Below are 24,000 nucleotides of genomic sequence, written 5' to 3' on the forward strand. Positions count from 1 at the left end.
CTGAGAAGGCGAGAAATGAGGGCGTGATGGTGCAGGTCATCAAGGGACTGGTCGTGACGCTCATGGTCGTGGCCGTGGGCGTTGTTTTTTTCGCCATCGCCTATGCCGGCGTCCATTGGTACGAGACGGACTCCTTCGCCCTGATCCAGGATCTCGACCGGGATCCCTTTGCCACGCTGCGCCGCGCCTACGCCGATGTTGCCGTTCTCGGTTACTATCAGCAGGCGCTTTATGCGGCCGGCCTGGCGCTCATTGGCATGATGGTGCTGGCTGTCATGACCGTGCTGATGACGCGAAAGGCATCGAATGACGCCAAGTTTCTTAGCTTGGCCGAGGTAAACCGGGCCGGCTTGACGAAACGCGGCGGCGTCTTCATCGGCCGCGCCGGCGGCAGCCTCGTGAATGTCATCGGGGCGTTCACCCAGCGCGGTTCTAACAAGAGGCACTTGACCAAGCCGAAGCTCCTAGGCGGCAAAAAACTATGGGTCAATGGCGACGATGTCGGCGGTTTCGTGGTCGGGCCGCCGCGATCGGGCAAAGGCGCCGCGCTGATCATCCCGAATGCCCTGCTCTGGCCGGATTCGCTTGTCCTGCTGGACATGCGCGGCGAGACGTATCAGGCGACAGCGGGTTATCGCTCGACCTTTTCCAAGGTCATTCGGTTTTCGCCTGCCGACGAAAAAGGTGAGACGGAATGTTATAATCCGCTCGATTTCATTAGCCTCGACACCGACCAGCGCGACATCGACATCCGCAACATCGCCGCCGCGCTCTTTCCGCGCCCTACGACAGGCGAAACCTATTGGGTCGACGACGGTCGCATACTCTTTGCCGGGGTGATCTCCTACGTCATGGAGACGCCCCGCCTCGAGGACAGCCAGCGAACGCTGCGCCAGGCGCTTCGCATCATGAATGGCGCCGACCGGCCGTTCCTGGAATGGATTCAGGCACTCCGCGACGAGGAAGCGAGGGAAATTTCCGACTACACTCTGCAGATGCTCGCCAGCTACGCCGACATGTCGGACAAACAGTTTTCCGGCCTGTTTGGCAGCGTGAGAACCGGACTAAACCCGTTCATGAACGAGCGGCTTTTGCGTGCAACCGACAAGAGCACGTTCGACATCCGCAATCTCAAGCGGGAGAAGGTCTCGCTCTATCTCGACTTCCGCATCGAGCAGATCCGCTCGATCGGGCCACTGTTCAACGTCCTGATTTCGCAGCTGATGAACTATATGGCGAAAGAAGTGCCTGGGCAGGGTGAGCATCGCGTACTCATTCTGCTCGACGAGTTTCAGAACCTCGGGAAGCTCGAAAACGTCATGGAGGCGGCCACCATCCTCGGCGGCTATGGCGTGCCGATCTGGTTCTTTGTCCAGTCGCTCAAGTCGGTGGACACCATCTATCGCGAGGAAGGCCGAAAGACGCTGGTCAACTCCGCGCGGGTCCAGGTGTTTTTCGGCGCGCAAGACGCCGAAGACCTGAAATACATTTCCGACACGCTGGGCGAGCGCACCGAAGTCCAGAAGGATGTCAGCAAGACCCAAGCGACGATGTTCGACATGCATCACGCGCGCACCGTACATGTTAAGGAGGTCCGTCGGCCCTTGATGCGCCCCGACGAGATCCGCACCATGAGCCGCAACAAATGCATCATCCTTCCTCGCGGCTCGCATGCGGTTTTCGGCACGCGCAATTTTTATTTTGCCGACGCTGAGCTGTCGAAACGTGCCTGGATGCCGATTCCGGCCTTCAAGGCGGCGGCCGCCAAGGTGGACACGGAGCCGGATGCCGGCCGGAAAGCAGCACCACAACCAAGCGCTGGTTTTGGCGATATGTTGGTTCCGCCGCGGTTTGCGCGCGCGAACGAAACGGCGCCGGCATTAACGCGGCCGCGCGGTGCTGTTTTCGCGGCCAAGGCCGGCCGGCGCCTTCCCCCACCAACGCGCCCGGTCACCGTGACGACCTACATTGCAGCTAACCCCAAACCATCGACCAGCCGGCCACCCTTCCCTCGGAACAAGCCCGACCTGGCAGCGATTACGCGCGCCGCCGGGCGAAACGGCGCAGTATCGACAGAAGCACAGGCAAAGATAGCGGAGGCAATCAGCCGGGTGGCGAAGGTCGCCGCGAAGGCGGCCAATAAATCGGAAGCAGACGCCGGCTTGCGCGATCTCGAGACGGCCTTGCAGGGCGTTGATTAGGGTCCGTACTCAATTAGGATTCCCGATGGGATGGAGTTGTGATTCAAGGGTTCTGATTTGATCGGAGGCCTTGATGCGGAAGCAACTCTACTGGCTAAGCGATGAGGATTGGGCGCGGATCGAGCCGCTGTTGCCGCGCGGTCGGCGCGGGGCGCATCGGGTCGATGACAGGCGGTCATCAGCGGCATCATGCATATGCTGCGTTCGGGCGCCCGCTGGCGCGACTGTCCTCTGGAATACGGACCTTACACGACGGTCTACAATCGCTTCAATCGCTGGAGCCGGCAGGGCATCTGGCTGGCGATGTTCAAGGCGCTCACTGGCAGAACAGGTGTGATCGGGACGGCGGCGATCGACGCCTCGCATGTGAAAGCGCACCGGTCGGCGGCCGGCGGAAAAGGGGGGCCTTCGAAGAGGCCATCGGGCGATCGCGCGGGGGCCGCACGACCAAAATCCATGCGTTGACGCCGCCGGTCGACCGCGCATCCTGATGATCGCGCCGGGCAATCTGCACGACGTTATGATGGCAGAAGAACTCTTAAGCGCCGCTGGACAGGTCGGGCGGCTGCTTGCCGACAAAGCTTACGACACCAATCGCCTTCGCAGCTTTCTCGCCGAGCAAAGGATCGAAGCGGTCATCCCCTCTATCGCAAGACGAAAGCCGCTGCTCCCTTACGACCGCGAGGCTTACCGCCAGCGCAATCTCATCGAGCGGATGTTTGCCAGGCTCAAGGACTTCCGCCGCATCGCAACCCGCTACGACAAACTCGCAAGGAACTTCCTTGCTGGCATTCTTCTCGCCGCAGCCATAACCTGGTGGCTCAATTGAGTCCGGACCCTAGTCAAGACCCTGCAAAAGTCAGTGCGGCGCGCCGCCTTGAAAAAGATACCGATATCCGGTCGTCGTCATCCAGCGCGCCCGCGCCAGATGGGTTTCCCAAGCTCTGTGTGCCCGGTCCGGTTCGCGGTCAGGTTCTATATGCAGTACGACACGCGCCACTTCGCGCCAATCGGCATCCTCCGCCGCTGCGTCAAGCAAACGCAGATAGGTCACAAAGTGTTCTTCGTCATAGCCCGTGAGAATCGGGGATTTGGGTGCCTCGTCCGCAACATCAGGATCAAGCGGCGGTTTTTTCGGCATAGCGACTGCTCCTTATCGTCGTCGCGACCGCCCCGCTATGCCAGCGATCGCGCACCTGCCTATGGCGCATTCGCCTTGGTACATCATCGGTCCGTTTGTCAAATTCACAAGTGGAGTGTAGCGCGAAATGAGACCTGGCGACCCAAGCGATCATCCCGCGGGAAGGTCGCAGAAGGGGTTGGAAGTACGGTTCGTCCCGTCCATCTGAACGAGCAAGGAGCGCCAGAAGCGGTCATTTCGGTGAAGGGCGCTTTGAGTCAGTCCTTAAGCCGACCTAGAACATACTAACGCCTATACCAGTAGTCGGTCCGGCCGTTCGAAACCACACGAGCGCCGCACTCTGAATCGCCAGAGAAGGCGTTCATCGACTTTGCAGCGAGCGAACCGGATTCAGTGGGATGCTAAGGAGAACTTGGAGGAACTTACTGAAGCACCCTATTGATAAGGTGGCTAGAGAACCTGAGGGGAATTAATGGAAACCTACTGCAACGGAATCGCTCGGATCAGGCACAGTGCGACCGGCGAAATCTACGAGATCGAAAGCGATGAGCTTGATTGGGATGCAGTCGGTGGCGACGAGCGCCAGATGGGATCGGAGATCCACTACGAAGCCGTTATCGATCACCCGGAGCTAGGGGAGCTGACCTGGGGCCTGTGGGAGTATCCGGTCGGTATCGAGAACTATCATGCGACGAATGCAGGACCGCATGAGATAATCGAGGATTTCGACTACGGCCTCGAGCATGGTGAACCCGAGCCTGACGAATGGCTCGATTACATACCCCCTGAAAATCCGTACACGATCTTCATGAGCTCCTATCACCATACTGGTGACCTGCTCGCAGATCATGGGAAAGAAAACGGCGGCCACCTCCTCAACCGGATGGTGTTTTCGCATCAGGTCACGGCGTTGGAGGCATATCTGGGCGACACGCTGATAAACCACGTCATGGCAGATGTTGCCGCCATGCAACGCCTGATCGATCAGGATGATGATCTAACGAAGGAGAAGTTCACGCTCGCCGAGATCGCGAAGGACCCGGGGTTGGTCGAGCGCAGGGTCCGGGAACACCTGCGGTCGATCCTGTACCACAATCTCGCGAAGGTCGACGTCCTTTACAACATTTCGTTTGGTATTCGGATACTGAGCCTCGCGACGGACAAGTCCAGCTTGTTCAAGGCCATAATGCTCCGTCATGACTGCGTTCATCGGAACGGCTTCGACAAGAACGGCGACGAGCTCAGAGTCTTCACGAAGGCGTTTGTTCAGGAGACGGCCGATCTGATCAAGGAATTCGTCGAGAGCATCGAGCAGGCGATCAGCACGCGATCCGCTGACGCCACCTAAACCGCATCATGCAGCGGACAGGTCGGCCGGCCCAAGGTAGGTGATATCGATCCTGTTGACGTCCTGAGCCACCTGGGCGAGCACCAATCCCGCTCGCGCTGGATTGAGCGCGGCCTGTACCGTGCCAAGCAGCGCACCATCGGCCGAGAGCACCCGTGGCTGATCGCCCCAATGGTGAAGCTGGACAGGCGTTCCCGGCGGCGGCGGCACGCCAAGCCATGACACGTTCGCCCAGTATCGACGGTCGGCCCAGGTGCGGTTTTCCGGTGGGGTGAAGCTTTGCGTGAATTCCGTCCACATCGCCTTCGTCTCGGCCGTCAGCCAGTCTGCCTGGGCGCTCCACGCCGCGACGGCTTCCGAGTTGAGCCATTGCCGAAGCTCCTGAGCCGTCTGGAAGGCGGCGCCAGTGTCGGTGACGGCCTTGATAGCCGCGAGCCTTGAGTTGAAGCCCGCCTGGATCAAGATGGCGGCAGATTGATTCAACGTTCCGGTCTCGACGGCGGGAACGGCAAGGCCGAGCTCATGGTCTTCGAGTGCGAGATCAAAAACGCCAACCGTATCGCCGTTCGCGGCCGCACGGACGCGGATCGCCTCCATGGCCCATGGAAGACGATAGACTAGGCCTCCCTCGATGAACCGCAGCGTCTCCGACTCCTGACCGGCGGCGATGGCAGCAAGAGGCTGGCCGAGGAGCCAAGCGCGCAGGATATCGCGCCAATTCGCCGGCATGGGATCAGGGGTGAAGGGATAGAACGCGAAGACGCGCTCCGCCAAGCCCGTGATCGCCGCAATTGCCGCCTCGGCATCGCCCTCGAGGATCCCGCCGTTGGCCTGAATGAGCAGAAGGTTCGCATCTGCCGCGACGGCGTCCAGCGCATGCCCCGTCGTCAGCCCGACCCCGGCCAGGAAATAGCCCCGGCGGCGCGCTGCCGTCGACTGGCTCCAGATAAGGCGGCTGCGGGACGCAAGGCCCGCCTTCAGAACTTGCTGTACCTGCTCGTTCTGACGGAGCAAGCGACGGTGCCATAGGGAGGACTGTAGGATGTCGTCCAGCGCGGCCTCGATGCCCTCGTCAGGGATATCATTTTCGCCAATGAGGCTGAGGATGGCCGTGTCGAGCGTCGCGACATGTCGCTCCCAATCGGCGAGCGCACGCTCGCGGTCCTCGGGCTTTTCATTTCCGATCTCAGGAAAGGTCCAGGCGGCGGCATTGTTAACGACATATTCGACGAGCTGATTGAGGTCGCCACCGATTCGAGCGCGCATGCGCGACAGCAAAGCTGCGATCAGCTGAACGAGTCCACTCTCCATATTGCGCGCGCCAAGATCGTTGATCAGGGCCTCCCAATTGCGACGCTTCTTCGCGATCTTGTCGAACATCGGAAAGAGCACGATGCCCTCGACGTCTACATAGGCCCGTCCGGCTCGCCCGATAACGTTTTTGAACTCTGAAATCTCGATTCGTTCGCCGAATCGGTGGAGGGAGTGCATGACCACCGCCGTCGCCGAGAGGTTGAGACCCTGCGCCAGAGTTGGCGATGAGATCGTGACCTTGATACGTTATCGCGTAGCAGCCGCTCAACCTCCTTACGATACGCAGTTGGTAGTGCCCCGTGGTGCAATGCCACGCCAAGGCGGAGGCATTTGAGGATGGCGCTGTTCGGGCCGAGCCATTCTTCGCCCAGCGCGATCGCGGTGTTGAGGACCGCAGGATCGGCTTCGAGCAAGGAGCTCAGAGCGTCGCGCTGACGGAGATCGACTATCACGTCTGCGAACGGTTCCACGCTGCGTCGCTCGGGACAGAAGATGAGGACAGTCTGCCCATCTTCGATCAACCGCCAGGCTGTCGCCAAGCAGAGCTCGCGCTGATCGTCGGGGAATAGCCGGGTTCTACGACGCTTAGGCGGCACCCAGTTCGGCGGCGCCGCTCCCGTGAGGAACCGCTGGACCCAAGGCCGCTCCTCGCCGACGCGCAGGTTCAACCGCGCGGTGGGCGATGTCCATACGACCTCACCGAAGCGCAGCCGGGTCGGCCGCCAGTCGTGCTTGATGAGGCCACCCGGATGATCTCGCCGCAGCCATCCGGCGAAGTCGTCGAGCTGGTCGCCGTCGGGCAGTATGGCCGACAGGCACACGATCCGCCGTGTGTGCGCATCTGGGCGCCGAAGCAGTCGCTGAATCTGCACCTCGTAGCGGACCTCGCGCTCATTGAGTCCGATCATGTGGCCTTCGTCGAAGACGAGCAGGCCAACATCATCAAGAAGGGAGGGATCGTTGCGTAGCGCGAAGTCGAGCTTCTCCGGCGTTGCGACGACGATGTCGCGTTCCCGGATCGCGTCTTCATCGAAGCCGCTTACCCCTATGCTGCCGTAGAGGGCCGAGATTGTCTTGCCGAGTGGACCAAAGGTCCTCTGCAGGATTGTCTCCGTCTGCGCCGACAGCGCGCGAAGCGGCGTTATGAAGACCACGCGCTTACCGCCAGCCAGGCAGCGCAGGATGCACAGCTCGGCGATCCGTGTCTTGCCCGCGCTTGTCGGAAGTGAGACCACCAGGTCGTCGGACTGGTCAACCGCACGGGTCGCCGCCTCGATCTGTGACGGCCACAGGTCGACCTCGGCCTTCGGGCGCCGTTGCAGCAGGGCGATGAACAGTTCACGGAGTCGAGGCCAGTCGGCCGCTTCGCCGCCGGCGGGCTGGAGTGGCACCTTTTCGTGGAAGGTGCTCGACCAGAGATCCGACAAGAGGTGGAGCGCGATGCGATTTGCCCACCACTGCGGCAGCATGTTCATCTCGCTGCAAATGGAAAGGCTCACGCGTAGCCGCTCCAGCGCCTGGTCGAGCAGCGGTCGCTCGCCGCGTTCCAGCGCGAGGAGGAATAAAGACATGGACGTCATGAACGCATCAGTTAGCGCCGTGTCGAGGCCTTCGAAGAGGAACTCGCTGCCGCCGTCAAGCGGGCTGGCCGCGCCCTCGACCTGATCGAGGTTGGCCTGGATGGCGGCGGCGATCCGCGCGTCGCTTCCTTCGCCCGAAACCCGATAGTCAAGGACGCCGGCGCGCAGATCGCTGAAGTTCCGCCGCATCAACTGGGCAAGGATGCGTTCGACCGGCGAGAAATTCTCGTCGGCTTCGACGATCGCGAGCAGCGAGTAGGCGCGGGCGGAGAGATGCGCGAGATGATAGCTTGCAGCCGCCATGACGAAATGGAAGTCGCGATCGGCCTCCAGGCGGTCGCCTTTGGCGATCACCGCCTCAAGGGCGGTGGCAGCCTGTTCGAAGGCGGTGCGCGCCGGTGCAGCGTCGCCGCCAACCTCACGAAGGCGAAGGCCAAGCCCGAGAAGGGCGTAGCCGTAGGAATGCAAGTCGTAGCTGAGTTGGGGCGCAAAGGCCGGCGCGTCCGGCGGAAGCGCGCCGTCCCGCCAGATGATCGCTCGCGCCTGGCCGCGTGCGATGAGACGGCCGCGAAAGCCGGCGGTCGCCGCTTCTGTAATGTCAGCCGCGATTGCTTCAGGCGTTGTTGGCATCGGCGATCACTCGATCATAGACCGCACCGATGAAGGCGGCGTGGCCCTCCACTCGCAGGCCGATACCCCATTGATTGATGGGTCCCGGGTAGGCCTGAAGAGAGGCGGTTAGCAGGGCGTCCGGCGCATTGCCAGAAAATGTGAAAAGCAGATGCTTGACGTTCTGCAGGGGAATGCCGTGCTTGAGCAGCGCATCATCGATCGCGTCGGCGAGCGGCAGATTGTCCAGCTCTAGCAGGCGTGCCGAGATGAAGGACAGTGCATGAGCGGAAGGCAGCCCGCCATCCTTGTCCAAGCCCGCCCGAGCGTCGGTAAGGACCTGAGCTGTCAGCGCCACGCGGCTCTTCGCCTCGGTCTTCAGAAAATGCAAGCGCTCGGTGGCGGCATCTTGAAGGATGCCGATTACGTCCTCACCCCGCATCGCCATGTTGCGATGATCCTTCCAGCGCAAGCGCTTGATCGGCGCGCGGTATCCGCCGCTGTGGGCGTCGATCCACTCCGTTGCGTAGATCTCGCCGAGATCGCCGGAGCGGATCGCCTTGGTGGTCGGGAGCTTGCCCTCTATCAGCGCTGCCGCGGCCGGCTTGCCAAGACGTGCGAGCGCGCGCGCCACCTGCTCCTCTGATGCATAATGCCCCGGCACGATGGCCGCCGTCGCCTGAATCCCCGTCACGAGGCTCGCGGTCTGCCCGGTCATCACCCTGCGGAAGTGGTTTCCAACCGGCTCGTCGACGGAAAGACACCAATCATTGAACTGCGCCACGCTCTTGCTCCCGGTCAGTGAGGAAAGAGATCGCGGACGCGAACGAAGGCGGCACCGGTCTCGGCGGCTCGGCGAACCTTACGTTCGAGAACTTCGGTGAGCGGAATCTCTCGGTCCAGCATCTCGTAGAGGTCGAGACCGTCCATGCAGATGACCCGCTTGCCGCGCCCAAAGGCGACAAGGCCGTCATAGGTGAATCCGCTGTTGCTGCGAACAGGCCTCGAGTCCAGGCAGCCTTTTGCTCAATCTTGCCATGGAAGGTGTGAAGCTCGGCGACGCCGATGGGCTGGCCGTGCCACTTGGCCTCGAGCAAGTAAATGTCGCTTCCAAGCAGGAAGCTGCCGTCGATCTGTTCGCCTCGGAGGCGGAAAGGATCTTGGGCGGCCAGGCCGAATGCATCGAACAGGTCCTTGAGAAAGCCCTCGAACGCATAGCCGCGCGCCTGCGGGCCGAGAGACGTGACCTGCAAGAGGTCCGATTTGATCTTCGCGATCTTCTGCCGGTCCACTGCGCTGGCAGTTGCGCTGCGTGCTGCTGGTTGCGGAGCGGCGCTACCCGAGAGCCGGTTGATCAGCCTTTGGTGGCGGGTCTCGGCATTGACGACAGGATCCTTGCTGCCAGTACGGGCGAGATATTCCGAGCGGTGCTCCCAGAGTGCCGTGAGGGTACGGACCGCAGTGGCGTCGTCGCAGCTTTGCAGGAAGTAACGCAGGCGTTTGCCCTTTGAACCTCCATTCACCGCATATTTCGGATCGTCGATGCTGACCTTGAGCTCGGAGGCGAAAAAGTCCGAGAAGCTGGCGTCGGAGAAGTCCAGCACAAAGCCAGGCCCTCGGACGAAGTCGACGAGGTCATCTACGAGACGCAGATCGATGGACCGAATCGAGCTAATAGACTTCGCTCCCCAAAGAACGGGACCATATACATTAATGCCTTCGCGGAAATTCCCGATTTTCGCAAGCATATCGTCGAAAAGAAGGTGGATCGTCATCGAAGACATGGGCCGTCACACCATAGTCGACTCGTAGATTCTTGACGCGCGCTGCGTCCGGTATGAGCTGCAAACCTTGCATGTGGCGATGTATCGTAACGTTCCTGGCCTGATCGAAGGACGATTGCCTTGCGCTTCGCCTCTCGAAATAACTATCGAATCGGCCCGGCAACCATCTCTGCCTATTCCCATTGAGTGGAACGGCGGCATCGCGCAAAGCTGGCCAATGTCCGCTTTCCCGAGTCGACCTGTCGCGGTCGCGGTTGCAGCGAATGACTGTTCTTGACCCACCCCGTAGCCGACATTTAGCGTGCGTTGGCGAACATTTGGGTCACTTCGTTCCCTTGACCTCCCATCAGGGTCGTCCGCAAGGGGTCCGACTCACGTCGTTTGAAAGGCTGCCAACCCTCTACTCAACGCTCCCGATCGTCGTCCAAAGAGCGCTGAGTGTCGCGGTTTTGCCGTTCGACACGGGCCGCCTGCTGCTCGGCCTTCTTTCCCGCTGCGGAGCCCGGCGCGGCCTGTCTGTCGGGCTGCCTTGGGTTCTGCTCGTTCGCGCGGTCTTGAGTCTTGGCCTGCCGTTCTTTTTCGCGAAGAGAGCGGCCTTCGTCTCGCACCGAGTCAGTGGCCCCGGTTCCGCCAGTAGCCGCCTGCACCCGCACGTCATTCAGCCGTTCGTTCAAGAGGCCGTTCATTTCCTCGCGTATGCCAGCGAGCTCGTGCTTGTCCTCCTTCTTCGACAAGGAGCCGTCGATCCGATCAAAGGCCTTGTTCACATCCGCGATCTTGCGGCGAAGTTCCAGCGGCGACAATTCCATGCTCATGATCTCCTGTATGCGGCTGGCTAGGTCAATTAGAGTATCAACTTTTTTGATCGACCGCGATAGCGGTGTCACCACCCCGCTTGACGCCGGCGTCGCGCGAAGTTCGGACCTCTGAACCGCCGCGACCTCGGCGATAGCGGCCGAAAACGCTGCTGCGCCGGCGTCCGCTCGCGACCCGGGCATGGCCTCGCGCAACATGGTGGCCGTCAGCTGCCAGCCACTTGAGATCCCTGCCCCATGGGCGGCGATGGTCTTTGCCTCGAAAAAGGCCTGACGCTTCGCTTCGACGCGTTGCGCGATCGTCGATGAGACAGAGTAACGCGTGTCCCGCTTCGATCGTTCGTACGCTCCGGCCTGGCGCATGTTGAAGGGCCGCGAAGCGGCAAAATCCATGCGGCTGGTCGCCACCATGGCAATCCCCTCCTCGCGAGCTTTTTCGGCGAAGGTCGCCCGCCAGTCATAGAGGTCAGCTTTGCTGAAATGCAGCTGCCGGCCGCTCTCCGAGCGCGCGAGGATCATCGCGTGCACGTGGACGTGCCCGGTCTCCGGATGATGAGCGATCGCCCATTTGTGGTCAGGGATCTTTTCGGCAAGCACGTTCTCGGCCGCGCTCAGCAACGCCCGCGTGTCCGTGCCGGCCCTGGCCGAAAAGACGACGTGATAAACATTGCGTGGCTCTACCGTCTTGAAATCCGCCTTCCACGACGCATAGAGGGCTTGCGCGGCCTTGTCCGCACGCTGCCCGGCCGGCAGCTCTTCGCCATCGGACTTGATCACACCGGTATTGGCGCGAATGAACTTTTGCAAAAAATATTGGCCGCCTCTTTCGGTCGAAACGGCGGCTTTGATCTCAGCCTGGCCGGCGACGCCTGCGTCCTTCAGCCGGGCCGTGATCCCGTCATCCGCCCGTTGCAGGACCCCTCCCCTGCCGTTTTCGTGGTCGAGCTTCTGCAACGCCTTTGCAAGTGCTGCCGCTTTCATGTCGGTGTAGGCATAGACCTTCACGGTGGTGCCGGCGCGCGCATAGACGAAGGGCTTGCTGCCGAACGCGGCATTCAAGGCGTCGTGCAGATCATCCCGGCCGGGATCGCCGGAGAGGTCGACGTCGACCTCGATGAAATTCGTGTTCTGGAACGGCTCGCGAAAGTCTTCCTGCCACTCGTCCAGAAGCGCCCGTCGCTGTTCGCGGGTATCGACACTAAGTCCCGAACTCGTGAAAACCTCGATATCGTGTTTCTTGCCGTCCTCATCGGGCCTGGTGCCGAGATATTCGAGCAAGGCGCCGGCAGCACCCTTCGTCCCCGCAGTCGAAATGACCTTGAACACCGCTGGCTGCGCGCCGGCGGCGATTCCCGCGCGCGCCGCGATCGCCTGCGCATGGCTTGGTCCGCGCGTGGTCTTTGCGACAGAGGTCGGAACCGGACGGCCGCCACCGCCGCCCCCTCCCCGTCGCCGTCTTTCATCTTCGTCATTGGCGACCGCCATTGAAGCGACTTTGGTGAAAACGGCGATCGGGTCATTTTGCCCGGTAAACGGCCGCAGCGCGCCGCTAATGGTTACAGAGTCCTTCGGGCCGGCAACTGCTGCCGGCGCCGTGAGGGGTGCTGCAGGCGCGTTTGGCGTCGAAATTCCGGTGGCAGCAAATTTCACGGCTCTTGGCGCGGCCGTTTTCGCTTGCGCTCCAACGGACGCCCGCTGCGTCGACGAAACTTTTGCGCTGCCCTTCCCTATCCCCGCAGCACGCCCGGCCGATCGCGTCGCCGGTGGACTGTCGGTGCCCAGTGTCGCTACCGGTGAGCTCCAGGCTGCTACAGTGGTGGCATAAGCCCGCCGCCGGATCTCCTCTGCGTCCGACAGCTCGTCCGCTATCCCTGCCTCGACCGCCGGCGCGGTACCGCCAAGCATCGCGTCAATGCTGAGCGCCAGCTCGGTGAAATACCCGCTCATTCATCCGGGCTCCGTCGCGACCGCGCTGGCCGCGCCATGGCCGCAAGCCGCTTGGTCATCGGCTGCATCATTCCGAGAAGCGCCGCGAGGCTCTTGGCGAGCGCTGGTTCATAGCCGACACGCCCGGCATTCATGGCGCGAACGGCCTGATTGAGGTTGCCGCCGATCTTGCGCATCTGCTCGTGAAGTCCCTCGATCGCGGGCCGATCGACATCGGCCACCGGCAGAAACAGCCCTGTTTCGGCGCGCAAAAGACGGCGGATGACCTCGGATTCCGGCACTCCTTCGCGCTCGCTGGCGGCGGTGAGTGCCGCCTTTTCGTCGGCACTCACGCGGAACCTGACGACTTCTCCGTAACTGACGCGCTGGCGTGGCACGGCCTAGTTTTCCCCATGTTTTCCAACCTAAGCCCGCAACGCGGGTGCGCAAAAGGGATTTGTTCCACAAATCTCGCTATCCTGCCAAAGAAGAAATAACTTAAACATGAGGGAAAAACAAGAGAAACACATGCGCCGCTTCGGGTGCATTCATTTTCATCCTACACGCTGCCGCGCATACATCGTTTATAATGGCACGATGCTTTAGCACTATAACGCTATTACTCTATGCCGTCACAACGGTGTAGCGACACACCGTCACAATGGCGCAGCGTCATGACGGCACAACGCTGCAATTCATGGCGGCATAACATCATGATGGCATGGCCGTGCAGCGGCATAAATTAAAGTATCAAATTGCTTGAAAGTTGCAGCGCCGCAACGTTATAAATCAGAACGCTATAGCGCTTTCAGCGAAGGACGGAGCCTGATGATCATCACCGTTGCCGTGGCAAAAGGCGGCGTTGGAAAATCCACGCTCGTGCGTGCCTTGGCGAGTGTCGCCGCGCACCAAGGCCACCAAGTTTTTGTCATTGACGCCGACGAGCGCAAGAATATCGACCGCTGGTCGATGCTACTCGACCGCTTCGGCAACAAGCCCGACAATCTGGAGATCGTGGCGGTCACGACGCCCACCGAAATCCTCGCTCTCGCCCAGGAACGGGACAGGCAAGGCAAGCTGGTCATCATCGACACCGAAGGCAAGACCAATGACGAACTGACCGCTGCGCTTTTTGCCGCCGACATCGCCGTGGTGCCGGTGCATCTTGCCATGGACGACATCACCGCCGCTCATCAGCTTGTAAACGGTCACATTCCCCTGGTCGCAGACAACCGCGGCTTTGCCCTGCCGGTGATGTATGTGTTCACGAACAACACCGTGATTGACAAGCGGGCAAGGGCGCTTGCCGACTTGCGGGAGATCATCCAGCAAGACGGCACACGAATTGCCGGAGATGAAATGCCCTACCGCATTGCTTACAAGGACATGCAGACCGGTGCGACGCTCTACGCGGGCGGCCGAGTGGACCCGAAGGCGATAGTCGAATCCGAGGCGATATTTGCCGAGATTGTCCAGTATGTGATTGAGGCAAACCGGTCGGCCGCAGCGGAGTGACGTGATGGACAACAACGCCAAAAAGGACGCCCTGCTGAGCGTGATGCAGCCGGCTTCGCCTGCGCTTCCCAAGCTCAATCGCCCAAAACTCGAGCTGAGCGGCACCGATATCCGCAAGGTGAAGGAAGAGGGCGAAAAACGCGATCCTGTCGCTGGAAAATCGCTCCGGGAAGACAAGAGAGAGCCGACGACCATCTATGTCGCCGCCAAGGACAAGCGGCGCCTGCGCTTGCTCGCTGCTTCGGAAGGCAGGCGGGTCAATGATTACTACGTTGAAGCCGTCAATGATTTTCTGGAGAAGCACGCCGATCGCCTTCCGAAAATGTGACCGCGTTTCGCGCTGTCAAGGCAACCGCTTCGCGGCGCACTGATCTGCGGCGCAGATCCACGCGACCTTGACAGTGCTCAAGCACGGTCACCGGGGCTTGGGAGCATCGACGGGCCATTCTGCCCGTCGATGCGGGCCGCACCTACAGCGCCCAAACTATATCTTCGCGCTTGACGCGTCGTTCGCCAACCCCACGCGATCAGCGCAGGGCTGGTCGACCTTGGAGATTTCGGAAGCTGCTTGTGTACATCCGCCTCTTGTCAGAGCATGGAAGATCCTGGAATTGGTATCCGCGGCTATTTCCAGTGGATTGCCGACGAAACCCCGGCCTCCGTGAGTTCCAGTGGCATGTTGTAATTGCCATAGGTAGGCGAGGATGATGCAACAGAGGATATGCAGATCATGACGACGACAACCGAAATCGCCGACAAGATTGCCACGGAGCAGAGCCTGAGCAAGGCGCAGGCCAAGGCAATCGTGGAGAGCGTGTTCAACGAGATCTCGGGCGCCGCCCGATCGGGGTCGGAAACCAGCATACCGGGCTTCGGCAAGTTCAAGGTCAAGGACACGCCGGCGCGTGAGGGGCGCAACCCGTCGACGGGCGCCACGATCAAAATCGCCGCATCCAAGAAGCTCTCCTTCACGCCGGCGAAAGCGGTCAAGGACGCGCTGAACGGCTGACGTTCGCGCCGACCCATCACTATAATGAATCGATCCGAGTTCGGTGATTCAAACCAATCATTGGACGCCGGATTCCGGCTGCGCGATTCTGCTCGCAATGATCGCGCAGCAGTATCGCCTCTATATCGAACGCCGGGACGCAGGCCGGAACATGGCCCGTTTCTACGCGCTGTCGATCGAGGAAACGCTGTTCGGCCAGGCCTGCCTGGTTCGCAGATGGGGCCGGATCGGAACGACCGGCCGCGTGGTCCAGCACTCCTTCGACGATGAGGGCGAGGCCCTCGGGCTATTTCTCGAGCTGTTGCACGCCAAGCGGATGCGCGGCTATCGGCCCAGGTCCGCCGGTCGACATGCAGAAGTGGCCCCGCCCAGGTGACGGGGCCACACCAGTCATCGCCGGTTGGCGAGCTCGAGCAGCACGTCGCCGTGGCACGCCTCTGACGCGCACCAGCACACGAGATCCTGACCTCGCAATTCGTCGAGCGTTTCGAGCAGTTCGGGCTGTGATGCAATCCACGCCCGATACTTCGCGATAACCTCGGCGCGCGAGCCATCGGGACCGATGACGAAGGGGTTTCCCCATTTGCTCGGCCGCCCGATATAGACGCGCCCGGGCGCGGCCGCTTTGCCCACGCTCCGGGCGTTGAGAACTCTGCACATCACGGTGCTCCTTTCTGCATGAGGGGTGGCCCCGCCTCGCGGCGGGGCCATCCGATCCGGGCTCAGAACGGGATGTCGTCCGTCTCCTCGGTCTGATTGCCGGCGCTGTCGCGCTTGGGCCAGGCGAGGAAGTCGACGGCGTCGGCGATGATCTCGGAGCTGTAGCGCTCGATGTCGTCGTTGTCCGTCCACCTTGTGTAGTGGATGCGCCCGCGCACCGCGACCTTCATGCCCTTGACGCAGTGCTTCTGCACCGTCTCGGCGAGGCCGTTGAAGCACTTGATGCGGTGCCATTCGGTGTCCTGCTCGGTGTAGCCATCCTTGCCCTTGACCACCTTGCCGTCGGTGCGGCGCGGGCGGGAGGTCGCCAGCCGGAAGTCGGTGATCTTGGTGCCACCGCGGGTGTTCATCATATCCGGATCGTTGCCGATGTTGCCGGCGAGAAGAACGATGTTGGTCATTTCCTGTCTCCATTTTGCTCGTCCGGGGGACTGTCCCTCCGAACGAGACCCGGCCAAGGACAGCGGGAGACGCCTGCAACCGAGCGGAACGCGACGGCTTGTCCCCAAGGCAAGGAGTGGTGCGGGCAGGCGCGCAGCGCCAACACGGTCCGCTGCCGCGCGGGATTGCGGCCGGAAACCGAATGGACTTAGGGGCTCATTTCGTTTCGGAGGGATTTTGCCACCGGCAGCTCAGAGGGACAGGATAGGTACAGCCGTTTCACTTCCAGCAATCGCGCGTTGTCCGGGATGTCGCCATGACATGCGGCACATCTCCGACGCCCGGCGGTGCCTCTGCTGCGGGTCGATATCAAGATCGCGACAAGGGCGTTCAGCGCCGCCGAGCAGCGTCCCATGCACCGGCACTTGAGGCCGGCAACGCGACGGCGAGATGGTTTCGCCCAGCCCCCGATAGGCTGAAGGATCCACGGTGTGCGCACGCACTAACACCGTGGCCGTGGGCGGCACCGAGGATAGAGCCGGCGGTCACCCCGATCTCGCCCAACCGCCCTCGCTCGCCGATCTCGCGCAGCCCCAGATGACCTTGGGACGACCTTTCCTGCCAGCGCGCGGATCGGTCCCCCTCCGGGAGAGAAGATGGCGCGCCATCGTCATGTTCTCCGCCAGCAGGGCTCGGTCGGCCGCAGAACGCGATGGAGATGGCCGGCATAGACGCCGACGGCCTTACAATAGACGGCCATCGGCGCCTTGTTTCGCGCCCAGCTCTGGTCGGCGCGCTGCCGGGCATCGGGGAAGGTCCGTGACCCTCCCCGCCTGCTATCGGTGCGTGAAACATCAGGCGGCCTCGCGCTCGTCGGAAGCCGCGGGCTGAAGGCCGTGCAGGAAGGCGACGGCGCGCTGCGCATGGGCAGCGGCCGAGAAGATTGCCCGCTTGTCGTCTGCGAGCACCTTTAGCCACGAGCCGAGATAGCTTGCATGGTCAGAACGCGGTTCGAGTTCGGGCGCGATGCCGAGATCGGCGCAGAGGAAACAGCTTCCGAGCTCGGCGATCAGTTCTTCGCGGGCTCGCTCGCTTCGATCCTTGCTATAGCGGCTGAGATCGCGGTTCACCCGATGCGGCGCCGACGTCCAATGCGTGGCTTCATGACTGAGGGTCGCCACATACGCCGCGGCATCGCGGAACGTCTGGAACGGCGGCATCTGGATATGGTCAGTGACCGGCGAAAAGTAGGCGCGATCACCGCCATGCCGGATCGCCGCCCCGGTGTTGGCGAAGAAGCGATCCGTGTGCTCGATGCGCGCGATCGGGTCGCGCACCGGCTCTGCCTGATGCCCATAGTAATGATCGGGTAGGCCGTCGATCTGTGCGACGTTAAAGACGGAGTAGGCCTTGAGGAACGGGATTTCGCGATCGAATTCCTCACCGGCGGCATCCGTCTCGGTCTTGGTGAAGCGGCTGGCGAAGACGACCATCGAGCCGGTTTCGCCCTTGCGAACCGCGCCCCCGAGTTCGAGGGCCTGCTTGAAGGTCATCCACATCGGCGCGGCGTAGCCGCGTGCGATCGCCTCCGACCACAGCAGCAGCACGTTCATGCCGCTATAGGGGAGACCGTTGTGCCGCAGCGGCCGGGTTACGCGGCCGATGGCATTGGTGGAATGCCATGGCTGCATCCAGGGGCGGACGCCCCTCTCCAGCTCGGCCATGATCCGGTTGGTGATGCGCGCATAGATGTCGACGCGCGGTTCCTTTTCTTTCCTGCTCATTTTCATGAACCTCCATTTTGGAGGCCGCGCCGATCGCGGCCCCGTCACGGGGTCCGCCAAGGCAGAGCAGGAGGGCGGGCCGCGCACCCGAAGGGCCGCAGCGCAAGTGGAGGACGGCAACGCCGTTGCGCTGACCGCCCGGCTCCGCCAGGACCGCGGGGCAGGACGGGGCCGCGAGCGGGCGGCAGAAAGAAAAAGGCGGCGCCTGGCGCCGCCTTGAAGCGGTTGGGAGCGAGGCCTGTTCAATGAACCGACCGGCCCCCGCTATAGGGATCGTATTCGAAGAGGATTTCGACATCGGCGTCGTCGAGCTCGTCGGCGGGCAGGACGCCGAATTCGTCGTCGACCTGGAAGAGGACGACCGGGGCCATAAGGGTGCGGGCGAGGTGCCAGGCGGCCTTCTGGGCGAGAGTGAGATTGTGGGACATCTGAGGGCTCCATCTTGGAGCGGGCCAATTCCCGCTCGATGGCTCCGTCAGTGTGCGGCGGCGGGCGCGATCACCGCGAAGGCTTGAGCCGAGCGGCCGCAGCTTGCTAGCGGACCCCTCGCGGGTTGATCGTGGAAGATCCGCCTCCGCACCAGGAATGCCATCTCGAAAGAGCGGATTGGTCTGCGGCAAGTCCTGCCCGACCACTGTCGAGTCAGCGTCTCGCACACCCGATCCGAAAGCCCACCGCCGCTCGGTTCAGCGGCAGGAGAGGTCTCGGTTTCAGGATGATTTCCACGGTCGCAGCGCCACGTCGCCAATCACGGAAGTGCCATGGCTAGCGGGGCGTTGCTATCGATACGCACACAATGGCTAGAGCGTCAGCGTGACCCAGGCGTGCCGATGATGTTCGTAGACCTGCTGGTGCGGTGGCTGAAACTTCGGATTCGCGAAGCAACCCAGGCCAATCGCCACCATTTTCGGCTTCCTCGACGGGTACCAGAACGCAGTTGTTCCGCACTCGGGACAAAAGTGGTGCGTCACGGAGAACCCGCCGTCGCTGCCGCGACTATAAACGCGGGTTTCTCCTGAAATCCGGACTTGTGAGCGGGCAAAGAACACCGCGACGCCGAAAACGGAACCCGTGCGCCGCTGGCACTCGAGGCAATGGCATACAGACACCTTGGCCGGCTCGCCGCTGCAGTCCAGTTGCACCTGGCCACACGCGCATTGAGCGGATCGAGACACTCCCGTCATGTCGCCATAATCGTCCCTTGTTGCTGCGATTTGCAACGGGATCACGGGCCGAAGCGGTTGGCGCATCGCCCGGAGTGATCAGAAGACGGCAGGGGCGGAGCCGAGGCTCCGCCCAAGGCTTTCATCCGAGAGCCGCCATCTGCAGGTCGGCTGCCTTGCGATCGACGCTCTGCCCGGGGTTCTCAACCGGCCGTTCGAAGGGCTTCCAGACCTCGCCGACGACCTGTTCATAGGCATTGACGGCGCCCTCCGCGGCCATACGCAGCGCGTGGGACTGGAGCGCCATGTCGGCGGCGAACTCCCGCTTGCGCTGGGCGGCGCTGTCGAAGCCGACCGGGCCACCGACATCCTCGTCGCGATCATCGCAGGCGGCCTTGGCCGTCGCATCGCGGGCCTCGGTCACGGAGCGGCTGTAGAATTGGCCGGCGCCATGAGCGGAGCCGACATACGCTCCGACGATGCGCTGCAGGTGGATCTGCATGGCGCGTTCGCCAAGTCCCTCGTCGAGCGCTGCGGCCGTATCGATGATGAGCTTCTCGTGCAGCTCGCGGATGCCGTCGCTGTCGAGGACCGGCAGGCCGAAGCTCTCTGCGATGAGGGAGCACTGTGCGGCATCGGGGCAGGCGAGCCGGACCATCTGGATTGTGGTGCCCTTGCGGAGCGGGACGACGCGGGCGCTGGAGCGGGCGTTGGCAGCTTTCTTGGTCATGGCATTTTCCTTCTTCGGTTCCCCGAAGCTTGGACCGGCCCCATGCCGGCCCTCTCTCGGGCGCGGACCGACAGAACCGGCGGTATGACGGGCGCTTCAGGGTCCGGGCGGACCGAGGCGAGCATGGAAGGTTTGCGGCCGAGCAGGGCGCCCTTCCGCCCTCGCGCAGGACGCGGGCCTGCCATGTCGAGACCGGTTCGATCCGGCCGCCCCGCGGCGCGGAACGCGGCCTTGAAGCGAACGGCCGCCGGTTCAGGACCGCATGAAGCCAGAGGGAGGACCGGCACGGGACCTCGATTTCGACATGGGAACCGAAGGACAGGCGGTCATGACCATCTGCCAATCGCTGGTGTCGATCCTGCCGTATCGCTGCCTCGACCACCATCACCACGATGGTCGCTCGTGTGCGTGCAGCATGCGGCATCATCGACACCGCCCACCTGTCGCTTGGACAGCGGCGTCGCTAGACCTGCTCGCTCATGTCAGCGGCTTCGCCCTGCCGGTCGAGGAATCTGGCGATGGCCTGCTCCTGCCGTGCGAGCTTGCGCGACAATGCGTCGATCTCCGGCTGGCGCTCTGCGGTCAGGGCTGCGAGCTGGGATCGATAGCGCTCGAGGAACGCGCCGGGATCGGGTGCCTTGCCGCGTCGATAGTGCGTCCGCCGTGGCAGCAGGCCGGGGATGAGCGCGGTCATCCGGCGCGTGATCTGCCGGTCGACCATGTCCAACTGACGCTGCGTTTGCCGGCGCGCCTCCTCCATGCGGGACAGCTGACGTTGCAGCTCGGGCGCGAGAGTCATGGCGACCCCCTCCCCCGCCTGCCGATAAAGCTCGACGGACCGGCATAGACGGGATGACGATCCGGATCGATGACGAAGCCGAACCGGCCGATCTCGTATTCTCCGCTGGGCACGAGGAAGCGACGTTCCTCGGTGCCGGGGCCGCGTTTGCCACCGGGCGTGGCGACGCACTCGACGAACCCTTTCTGCTGGTCCGACGCGATCGCTGAAACGACGATCCAGTCGGCGGCGTGCTCGGCCTCGAAGGCACGCTGGTCCTTCCTGCGGGACTCGCCCGGAACCAGGATGGTGCCGAAGATCGCTTCCCACGCGTCCGGCCAGGAGTCCTTGATGGTCTGCTCGGCGCAGCGGCGCTCGAAGGCGGTGAACAGATGTGGAAAGGAGATGGCGACGATCGCCCAGCATTCGTCCTCTTCGTACCAGCTGTCAGTGGCGCGGAGCAGAGGGTGGACTTCTCGGTTTCGGTCCGGGGAGAGATGGAAACCGCCGTGACCGGCAGTCGAATAGAAGGTCACACCGTCCGCGTGGATGGTTGCTCCCTGTGACGGTCCCCATGGAGTATGCGCCGGGGACCGGTCCTCGCGCCGGTCGAGCGCCAGCTTCTCGCGCTGATGTTGGGCCTGTTCTAGCACCTTCGCTCGGAAGGCTGGTTCGTCGGCAATCTCGCCGGAATGGCCGTAGAAGTCCAGCCGGATCCATCCCGACATGGGCCGGCGAATCCGCCAACCGCTAGCGAGATAGTGCCGGCCGTCGCGAGCGGGAACCATCGCGAAAGCATGCTCACCGACAAGAGCGACGAGCATGCCGTCGGCGCTGCGTCCGAAAATGGCCCCGGACGAATCCGGGGCTTCGATCGAAGGGGTTGAGGTTTCGAGGATCCGGGTCATGCCGCGGTCCTCCCTTCGACGACATCGCCCGCCGCCTCGTCGGCCGTGACGTCCTCGAGCACGGCCTTGGGATAGCCGTGCTGCGACAGCCAGTGTTGGGCGGCGGCTCCATGGGGAGCGAGGTGGACCAGCTCGGCATGGTCACCAGCACGGTCGAGCACGCGCACCGAGCCAACCGGAGGGCGCTCGACGATGATGAAGCGAAGGCTGGAGCCGAGCGAGAAGGTCCGGTGGACACGGATGGCGATGACGCCGCCGGCGCCGAAATCGGCCTCGTGCAGAGTGAAGCTTCCGCTGGAGCCAAGCTTGCCGGCGTCGCGACCACCCTGTTTGCGGATGAGCCGTCCCTGGCTGTTGCTGTTCTTCCAGGCGGCGAGCTTTTTGGAATGCCGTTTCGGCGGCCGCGGCGTGCCGTCGGACCAGGCGACGATGGCGCCGATCGGCGCGGATTCAAATATCGTATGCGCGGACATGCGGTCCTCCATAGGTGGGCTGGAAACGAAACCGCCGCCGGGCGAACCCGGCGGCGGCGGAGCGATCGAAAGAAGACGCGGGGCGCTACTCAGCGGCTTCGCGGTAGCCCTCCTCGATCTCGTGGTCCTCGGGCACCTGGTCCTCGCCGCCGACGTCCTCGGCGTCAGGCACATCATCGTCCTCGACCTCGGTGACGGCGCTCTTGGCGAGCCATTCGGCAAGGCTGATCGCATCGGGGGCGAACAGCGCCGCCGGGTGGACGAAATGGCCCTCCTTGAAGTGTTCGACGAGCGCTGCGCGGGTGTCCTTCACGCGCGCACGGGGCAGCACCGGCGTGTCGGCGCACGAGCCTTCGAGCGCCGGCCGCGACAGGCAGGAGAGGAAATCCTCCGTGCCCATATTGGCGAGGAAGCCATCGGCCCCGATCGCACAGCCGGCGACGAGCGCCACGACGCCCGACTTGCTCATGCCCTCGCGGCAGGAGAGCACGTCGATCAGCACACCGCGGGCGGCGATGCGAAGCGTGTCGGTGTCGAAGGCGAACTTGCCCTCGGCATCGAACAGCGTCGCGGCGTGACGGGGGAAGCGTCGGCCGTAGCTATGATCACCACCCGCGCCGGAGTCGACGCGTACATTCTGGCCGGCGAATGCGAGGACCAGCAGCGCGAGCAGTGTGTCGTCCTCGATCGGCGCGCGCGATAGCGCCTCATGCAGAGCGTCGGTGCGCAGGTCGCCGATCATCTCGACGCCCTTGCGCGTCACGTCCGGACGAGGCTTGGAGACGACCAGTGTCTCGTCCGCGCCACCGGCCTCTTCCGCAGCCTTGCCCTTCTTCTTCGCCTCGGGCATGCGGAAGTGGACCGTCTTCACCTTGCCCTCGCGGTCAAGGTACATCGCAGTGTGGTCCGACTTCTTCGGCGTGCCATAGACCCGCTCGGCCTTGGGCGGCAACTTCACCTCGCCATAATTGCTGACCTCGGCGATGACGCCCTTCTTGGGCAGATTCTGGGTCATCCATTCCTGCTGGGCACCGAGGAAGGCATCGACGTCCGTGGTGTAGCGGCTGTCCTGGTCAGCCGGGGCGAACAGGTCCTCGACCCAGGCGATGCCGTAGGCCTCTCGCAGGTCGTTGCCGAAGCTGGCGTCGCGTGCATACATGCGGGTCTTGGCGAGAGCGTTAGCAACGCTCCACCAGGAGACCTGCGGATCGCCTTTGGACGGCTTGTTGGCCTTCCAGACTTCCTTCTGCTCGTCGAGCGAGGCGGCCGCGATGGTGCGGAGCTGCCGCTCGTCGGGCATGTCGCCCTTGGCCATGTGATCGAGCATGGCCGGCAGCACGTTGGCGAGCAGGCGCAGCTTCTTGATCTGGCGCACCGACTGGGCGAGCGCGATGCCTATCGCCTCCTCGGTCCAGCCGAGCGCCACGAGACGCTCGATGGCGCGCCACTGGTCGACGGGATTGAGCTGCTCATGCGCGATAGTCGTCACGAGCGAGCGCATGGCGCCGCCATCCTCGGCCCGAGGGACGACCAGAACGGCGATCTCATCGAGACCGGCGGCGATCGCCTGCTTGACGCGACGGTGGCCCTCATCAATGACAAAGCCGTTGCCGCCATCGGCATCACTGGCGACGACAGGCGGCTGCACGATGCCGACAGCCTTGATCGTCGCCAGCAACAGGGCGTCGGCCTGCGGGCTGGACTTGGAACGGCGTGCCTTGTCGGGATTGTCCTTGAGCGAGCGCGGATCGACAAACTTCAGTTCCATGGGAATGCTCCTTGGAGAGTTGTGGACGCGGCCCAGCGCCGGTCCTTTCCGTC

General features: G+C 62.9%; 24 protein-coding genes and 1 pseudogene. 7 read left to right on the forward strand and 18 right to left on the reverse strand.

Going from position 1 to position 24,000, the window contains the following annotated elements:
- Positions 1-229: 229 nt before the first annotated feature.
- Positions 230-454, reverse strand: a complete 225-nt coding sequence (locus EOD29_RS37215; protein ID WP_245475394.1) for a hypothetical protein — start codon at positions 452-454, stop codon at positions 230-232.
- On the opposite strand from EOD29_RS37215, the gene EOD29_RS24035 reads away from it, so the two are divergent.
- Together EOD29_RS24035 and EOD29_RS24040 are read left to right on the forward strand one after the other, a co-directional pair.
- Positions 399-2,201 (forward strand): type IV secretory system conjugative DNA transfer family protein, encoded by a 1,803-nt coding sequence (locus EOD29_RS24035; protein WP_281059227.1) that lies wholly within the window; start codon positions 399-401, stop codon positions 2,199-2,201. The two genes, EOD29_RS37215 and EOD29_RS24035, sit on opposite strands and share 56 nt — an antisense overlap.
- A 73-nt stretch (positions 2,202-2,274) precedes the next feature.
- Positions 2,275-3,030, forward strand: a pseudogene (locus EOD29_RS24040) (IS5 family transposase).
- A gap of 30 nt (positions 3,031-3,060) precedes the next feature.
- On the opposite strand, the gene EOD29_RS24045 reads toward EOD29_RS24040, so the two are convergent.
- Positions 3,061-3,342, reverse strand: coding sequence for a DUF2285 domain-containing protein (locus EOD29_RS24045; protein WP_127248104.1), 282 nt, complete (start codon positions 3,340-3,342; stop codon positions 3,061-3,063).
- 472 nt (positions 3,343-3,814) lie between these two features.
- Between EOD29_RS24045 and EOD29_RS24050 the strand changes: the two genes are divergently transcribed.
- Positions 3,815-4,690, forward strand: coding sequence for a hypothetical protein (locus EOD29_RS24050; RefSeq protein ID WP_127248105.1), 876 nt, complete (start codon positions 3,815-3,817; stop codon positions 4,688-4,690).
- Between the two features lie 6 nt (positions 4,691-4,696).
- Here the strand turns inward: EOD29_RS24050 and EOD29_RS37220 are convergent, their stop codons facing one another.
- The 6 genes from EOD29_RS37220 to EOD29_RS24075 all read right to left on the reverse strand — a co-directional run bounded on the left by EOD29_RS37220 (position 4,697) and on the right by EOD29_RS24075 (position 13,116).
- A complete protein-coding gene (locus EOD29_RS37220; RefSeq protein WP_245475396.1) occupies positions 4,697-6,181 on the reverse strand; it encodes a hypothetical protein in 1,485 nt (494 codons plus the stop codon).
- Positions 6,097-8,214, reverse strand: coding sequence for a DEAD/DEAH box helicase (locus EOD29_RS37225; RefSeq protein ID WP_245475397.1), 2,118 nt, complete (start codon positions 8,212-8,214; stop codon positions 6,097-6,099). Before EOD29_RS37225 ends, EOD29_RS37220 begins: the two co-directional genes overlap by 85 nt.
- On the reverse strand, positions 8,198-8,977 hold the full coding sequence (locus EOD29_RS24060) for a Hachiman antiphage defense system protein HamA (protein ID WP_127248106.1): 780 nt from the start codon (positions 8,975-8,977) through the stop codon (positions 8,198-8,200). Before EOD29_RS24060 ends, EOD29_RS37225 begins: the two co-directional genes overlap by 17 nt.
- The gene (locus tag EOD29_RS24065; protein ID WP_245475398.1) at positions 8,961-9,977 is read right to left on the reverse strand and encodes a restriction endonuclease; all 1,017 of its coding nucleotides are present in this window, start codon (positions 9,975-9,977) and stop codon (positions 8,961-8,963) included. Before EOD29_RS24065 ends, EOD29_RS24060 begins: the two co-directional genes overlap by 17 nt.
- A 404-nt stretch (positions 9,978-10,381) precedes the next feature.
- Positions 10,382-12,739: a relaxase/mobilization nuclease domain-containing protein gene (locus EOD29_RS24070; RefSeq protein WP_127248107.1), complete on the reverse strand. Its 2,358-nt coding sequence runs from the start codon at positions 12,737-12,739 to the stop codon at positions 10,382-10,384.
- Entirely contained in the window at positions 12,736-13,116 is a 381-nt protein-coding gene (locus EOD29_RS24075) for a plasmid mobilization relaxosome protein MobC (RefSeq protein WP_127248108.1), read from the reverse strand. The genes EOD29_RS24070 and EOD29_RS24075 overlap by 4 nt, the downstream gene beginning before the upstream one ends.
- 430 nt (positions 13,117-13,546) lie before the next feature.
- On the opposite strand from EOD29_RS24075, the gene EOD29_RS24080 reads away from it, so the two are divergent.
- The 4 genes from EOD29_RS24080 to EOD29_RS24095 all read left to right on the forward strand — a co-directional run bounded on the left by EOD29_RS24080 (position 13,547) and on the right by EOD29_RS24095 (position 15,618).
- The gene (locus EOD29_RS24080) at positions 13,547-14,233 is read left to right on the forward strand and encodes a ParA family protein (RefSeq protein ID WP_029351004.1); all 687 of its coding nucleotides are present in this window, start codon (positions 13,547-13,549) and stop codon (positions 14,231-14,233) included.
- 4 nt (positions 14,234-14,237) lie between these two features.
- Positions 14,238-14,561, forward strand: a complete 324-nt coding sequence (locus EOD29_RS24085; protein WP_127248109.1) for a hypothetical protein — start codon at positions 14,238-14,240, stop codon at positions 14,559-14,561.
- 402 nt (positions 14,562-14,963) lie between these two features.
- Entirely contained in the window at positions 14,964-15,242 is a 279-nt protein-coding gene (locus EOD29_RS24090; protein ID WP_127248110.1) for an HU family DNA-binding protein, read from the forward strand.
- Between the two features lie 97 nt (positions 15,243-15,339).
- Positions 15,340-15,618: a WGR domain-containing protein gene (locus tag EOD29_RS24095; protein WP_127248111.1), complete on the forward strand. Its 279-nt coding sequence runs from the start codon at positions 15,340-15,342 to the stop codon at positions 15,616-15,618.
- Positions 15,619-15,632: 14 nt separating this feature from the next.
- Here the strand turns inward: EOD29_RS24095 and EOD29_RS24100 are convergent, their stop codons facing one another.
- From EOD29_RS24100 to EOD29_RS24150, 10 genes are all read right to left on the reverse strand, one after another.
- Positions 15,633-15,902 (reverse strand): DUF4326 domain-containing protein, encoded by a 270-nt coding sequence (locus EOD29_RS24100; protein WP_127248112.1) that lies wholly within the window; start codon positions 15,900-15,902, stop codon positions 15,633-15,635.
- 62 nt (positions 15,903-15,964) lie between these two features.
- A complete protein-coding gene (locus EOD29_RS24105) occupies positions 15,965-16,363 on the reverse strand; it encodes a single-stranded DNA-binding protein (RefSeq protein WP_127248113.1) in 399 nt (132 codons plus the stop codon).
- 834 nt (positions 16,364-17,197) lie between these two features.
- A complete protein-coding gene (locus tag EOD29_RS24115) occupies positions 17,198-18,127 on the reverse strand; it encodes a zincin-like metallopeptidase domain-containing protein (RefSeq protein WP_127248115.1) in 930 nt (309 codons plus the stop codon).
- A gap of 242 nt (positions 18,128-18,369) precedes the next feature.
- A complete protein-coding gene (locus EOD29_RS24120) occupies positions 18,370-18,555 on the reverse strand; it encodes a hypothetical protein (RefSeq protein WP_164763821.1) in 186 nt (61 codons plus the stop codon).
- A gap of 372 nt (positions 18,556-18,927) precedes the next feature.
- The gene (locus EOD29_RS24125) at positions 18,928-19,377 is read right to left on the reverse strand and encodes a GFA family protein (protein WP_348630438.1); all 450 of its coding nucleotides are present in this window, start codon (positions 19,375-19,377) and stop codon (positions 18,928-18,930) included.
- A gap of 55 nt (positions 19,378-19,432) precedes the next feature.
- On the reverse strand, positions 19,433-20,020 hold the full coding sequence (locus EOD29_RS24130) for a hypothetical protein (protein WP_127248117.1): 588 nt from the start codon (positions 20,018-20,020) through the stop codon (positions 19,433-19,435).
- Between the two features lie 463 nt (positions 20,021-20,483).
- Positions 20,484-20,819, reverse strand: coding sequence for a hypothetical protein (locus tag EOD29_RS24135; RefSeq protein ID WP_127248118.1), 336 nt, complete (start codon positions 20,817-20,819; stop codon positions 20,484-20,486).
- A complete protein-coding gene (locus EOD29_RS24140; RefSeq protein WP_245475399.1) occupies positions 20,816-21,706 on the reverse strand; it encodes a hypothetical protein in 891 nt (296 codons plus the stop codon). The genes EOD29_RS24135 and EOD29_RS24140 overlap by 4 nt, the downstream gene beginning before the upstream one ends.
- Positions 21,703-22,179 (reverse strand): hypothetical protein, encoded by a 477-nt coding sequence (locus EOD29_RS24145; RefSeq protein WP_127248119.1) that lies wholly within the window; start codon positions 22,177-22,179, stop codon positions 21,703-21,705. Before EOD29_RS24145 ends, EOD29_RS24140 begins: the two co-directional genes overlap by 4 nt.
- Before the next feature lie 85 nt (positions 22,180-22,264).
- Positions 22,265-23,947: a ParB N-terminal domain-containing protein gene (locus EOD29_RS24150; RefSeq protein ID WP_127248120.1), complete on the reverse strand. Its 1,683-nt coding sequence runs from the start codon at positions 23,945-23,947 to the stop codon at positions 22,265-22,267.
- Positions 23,948-24,000 lie beyond the last annotated feature (53 nt).

This window comes from Mesorhizobium sp. M1A.T.Ca.IN.004.03.1.1 (genome assembly GCF_003997555.1).
GTDB lineage: Bacteria > Pseudomonadota > Alphaproteobacteria > Rhizobiales > Rhizobiaceae > Mesorhizobium.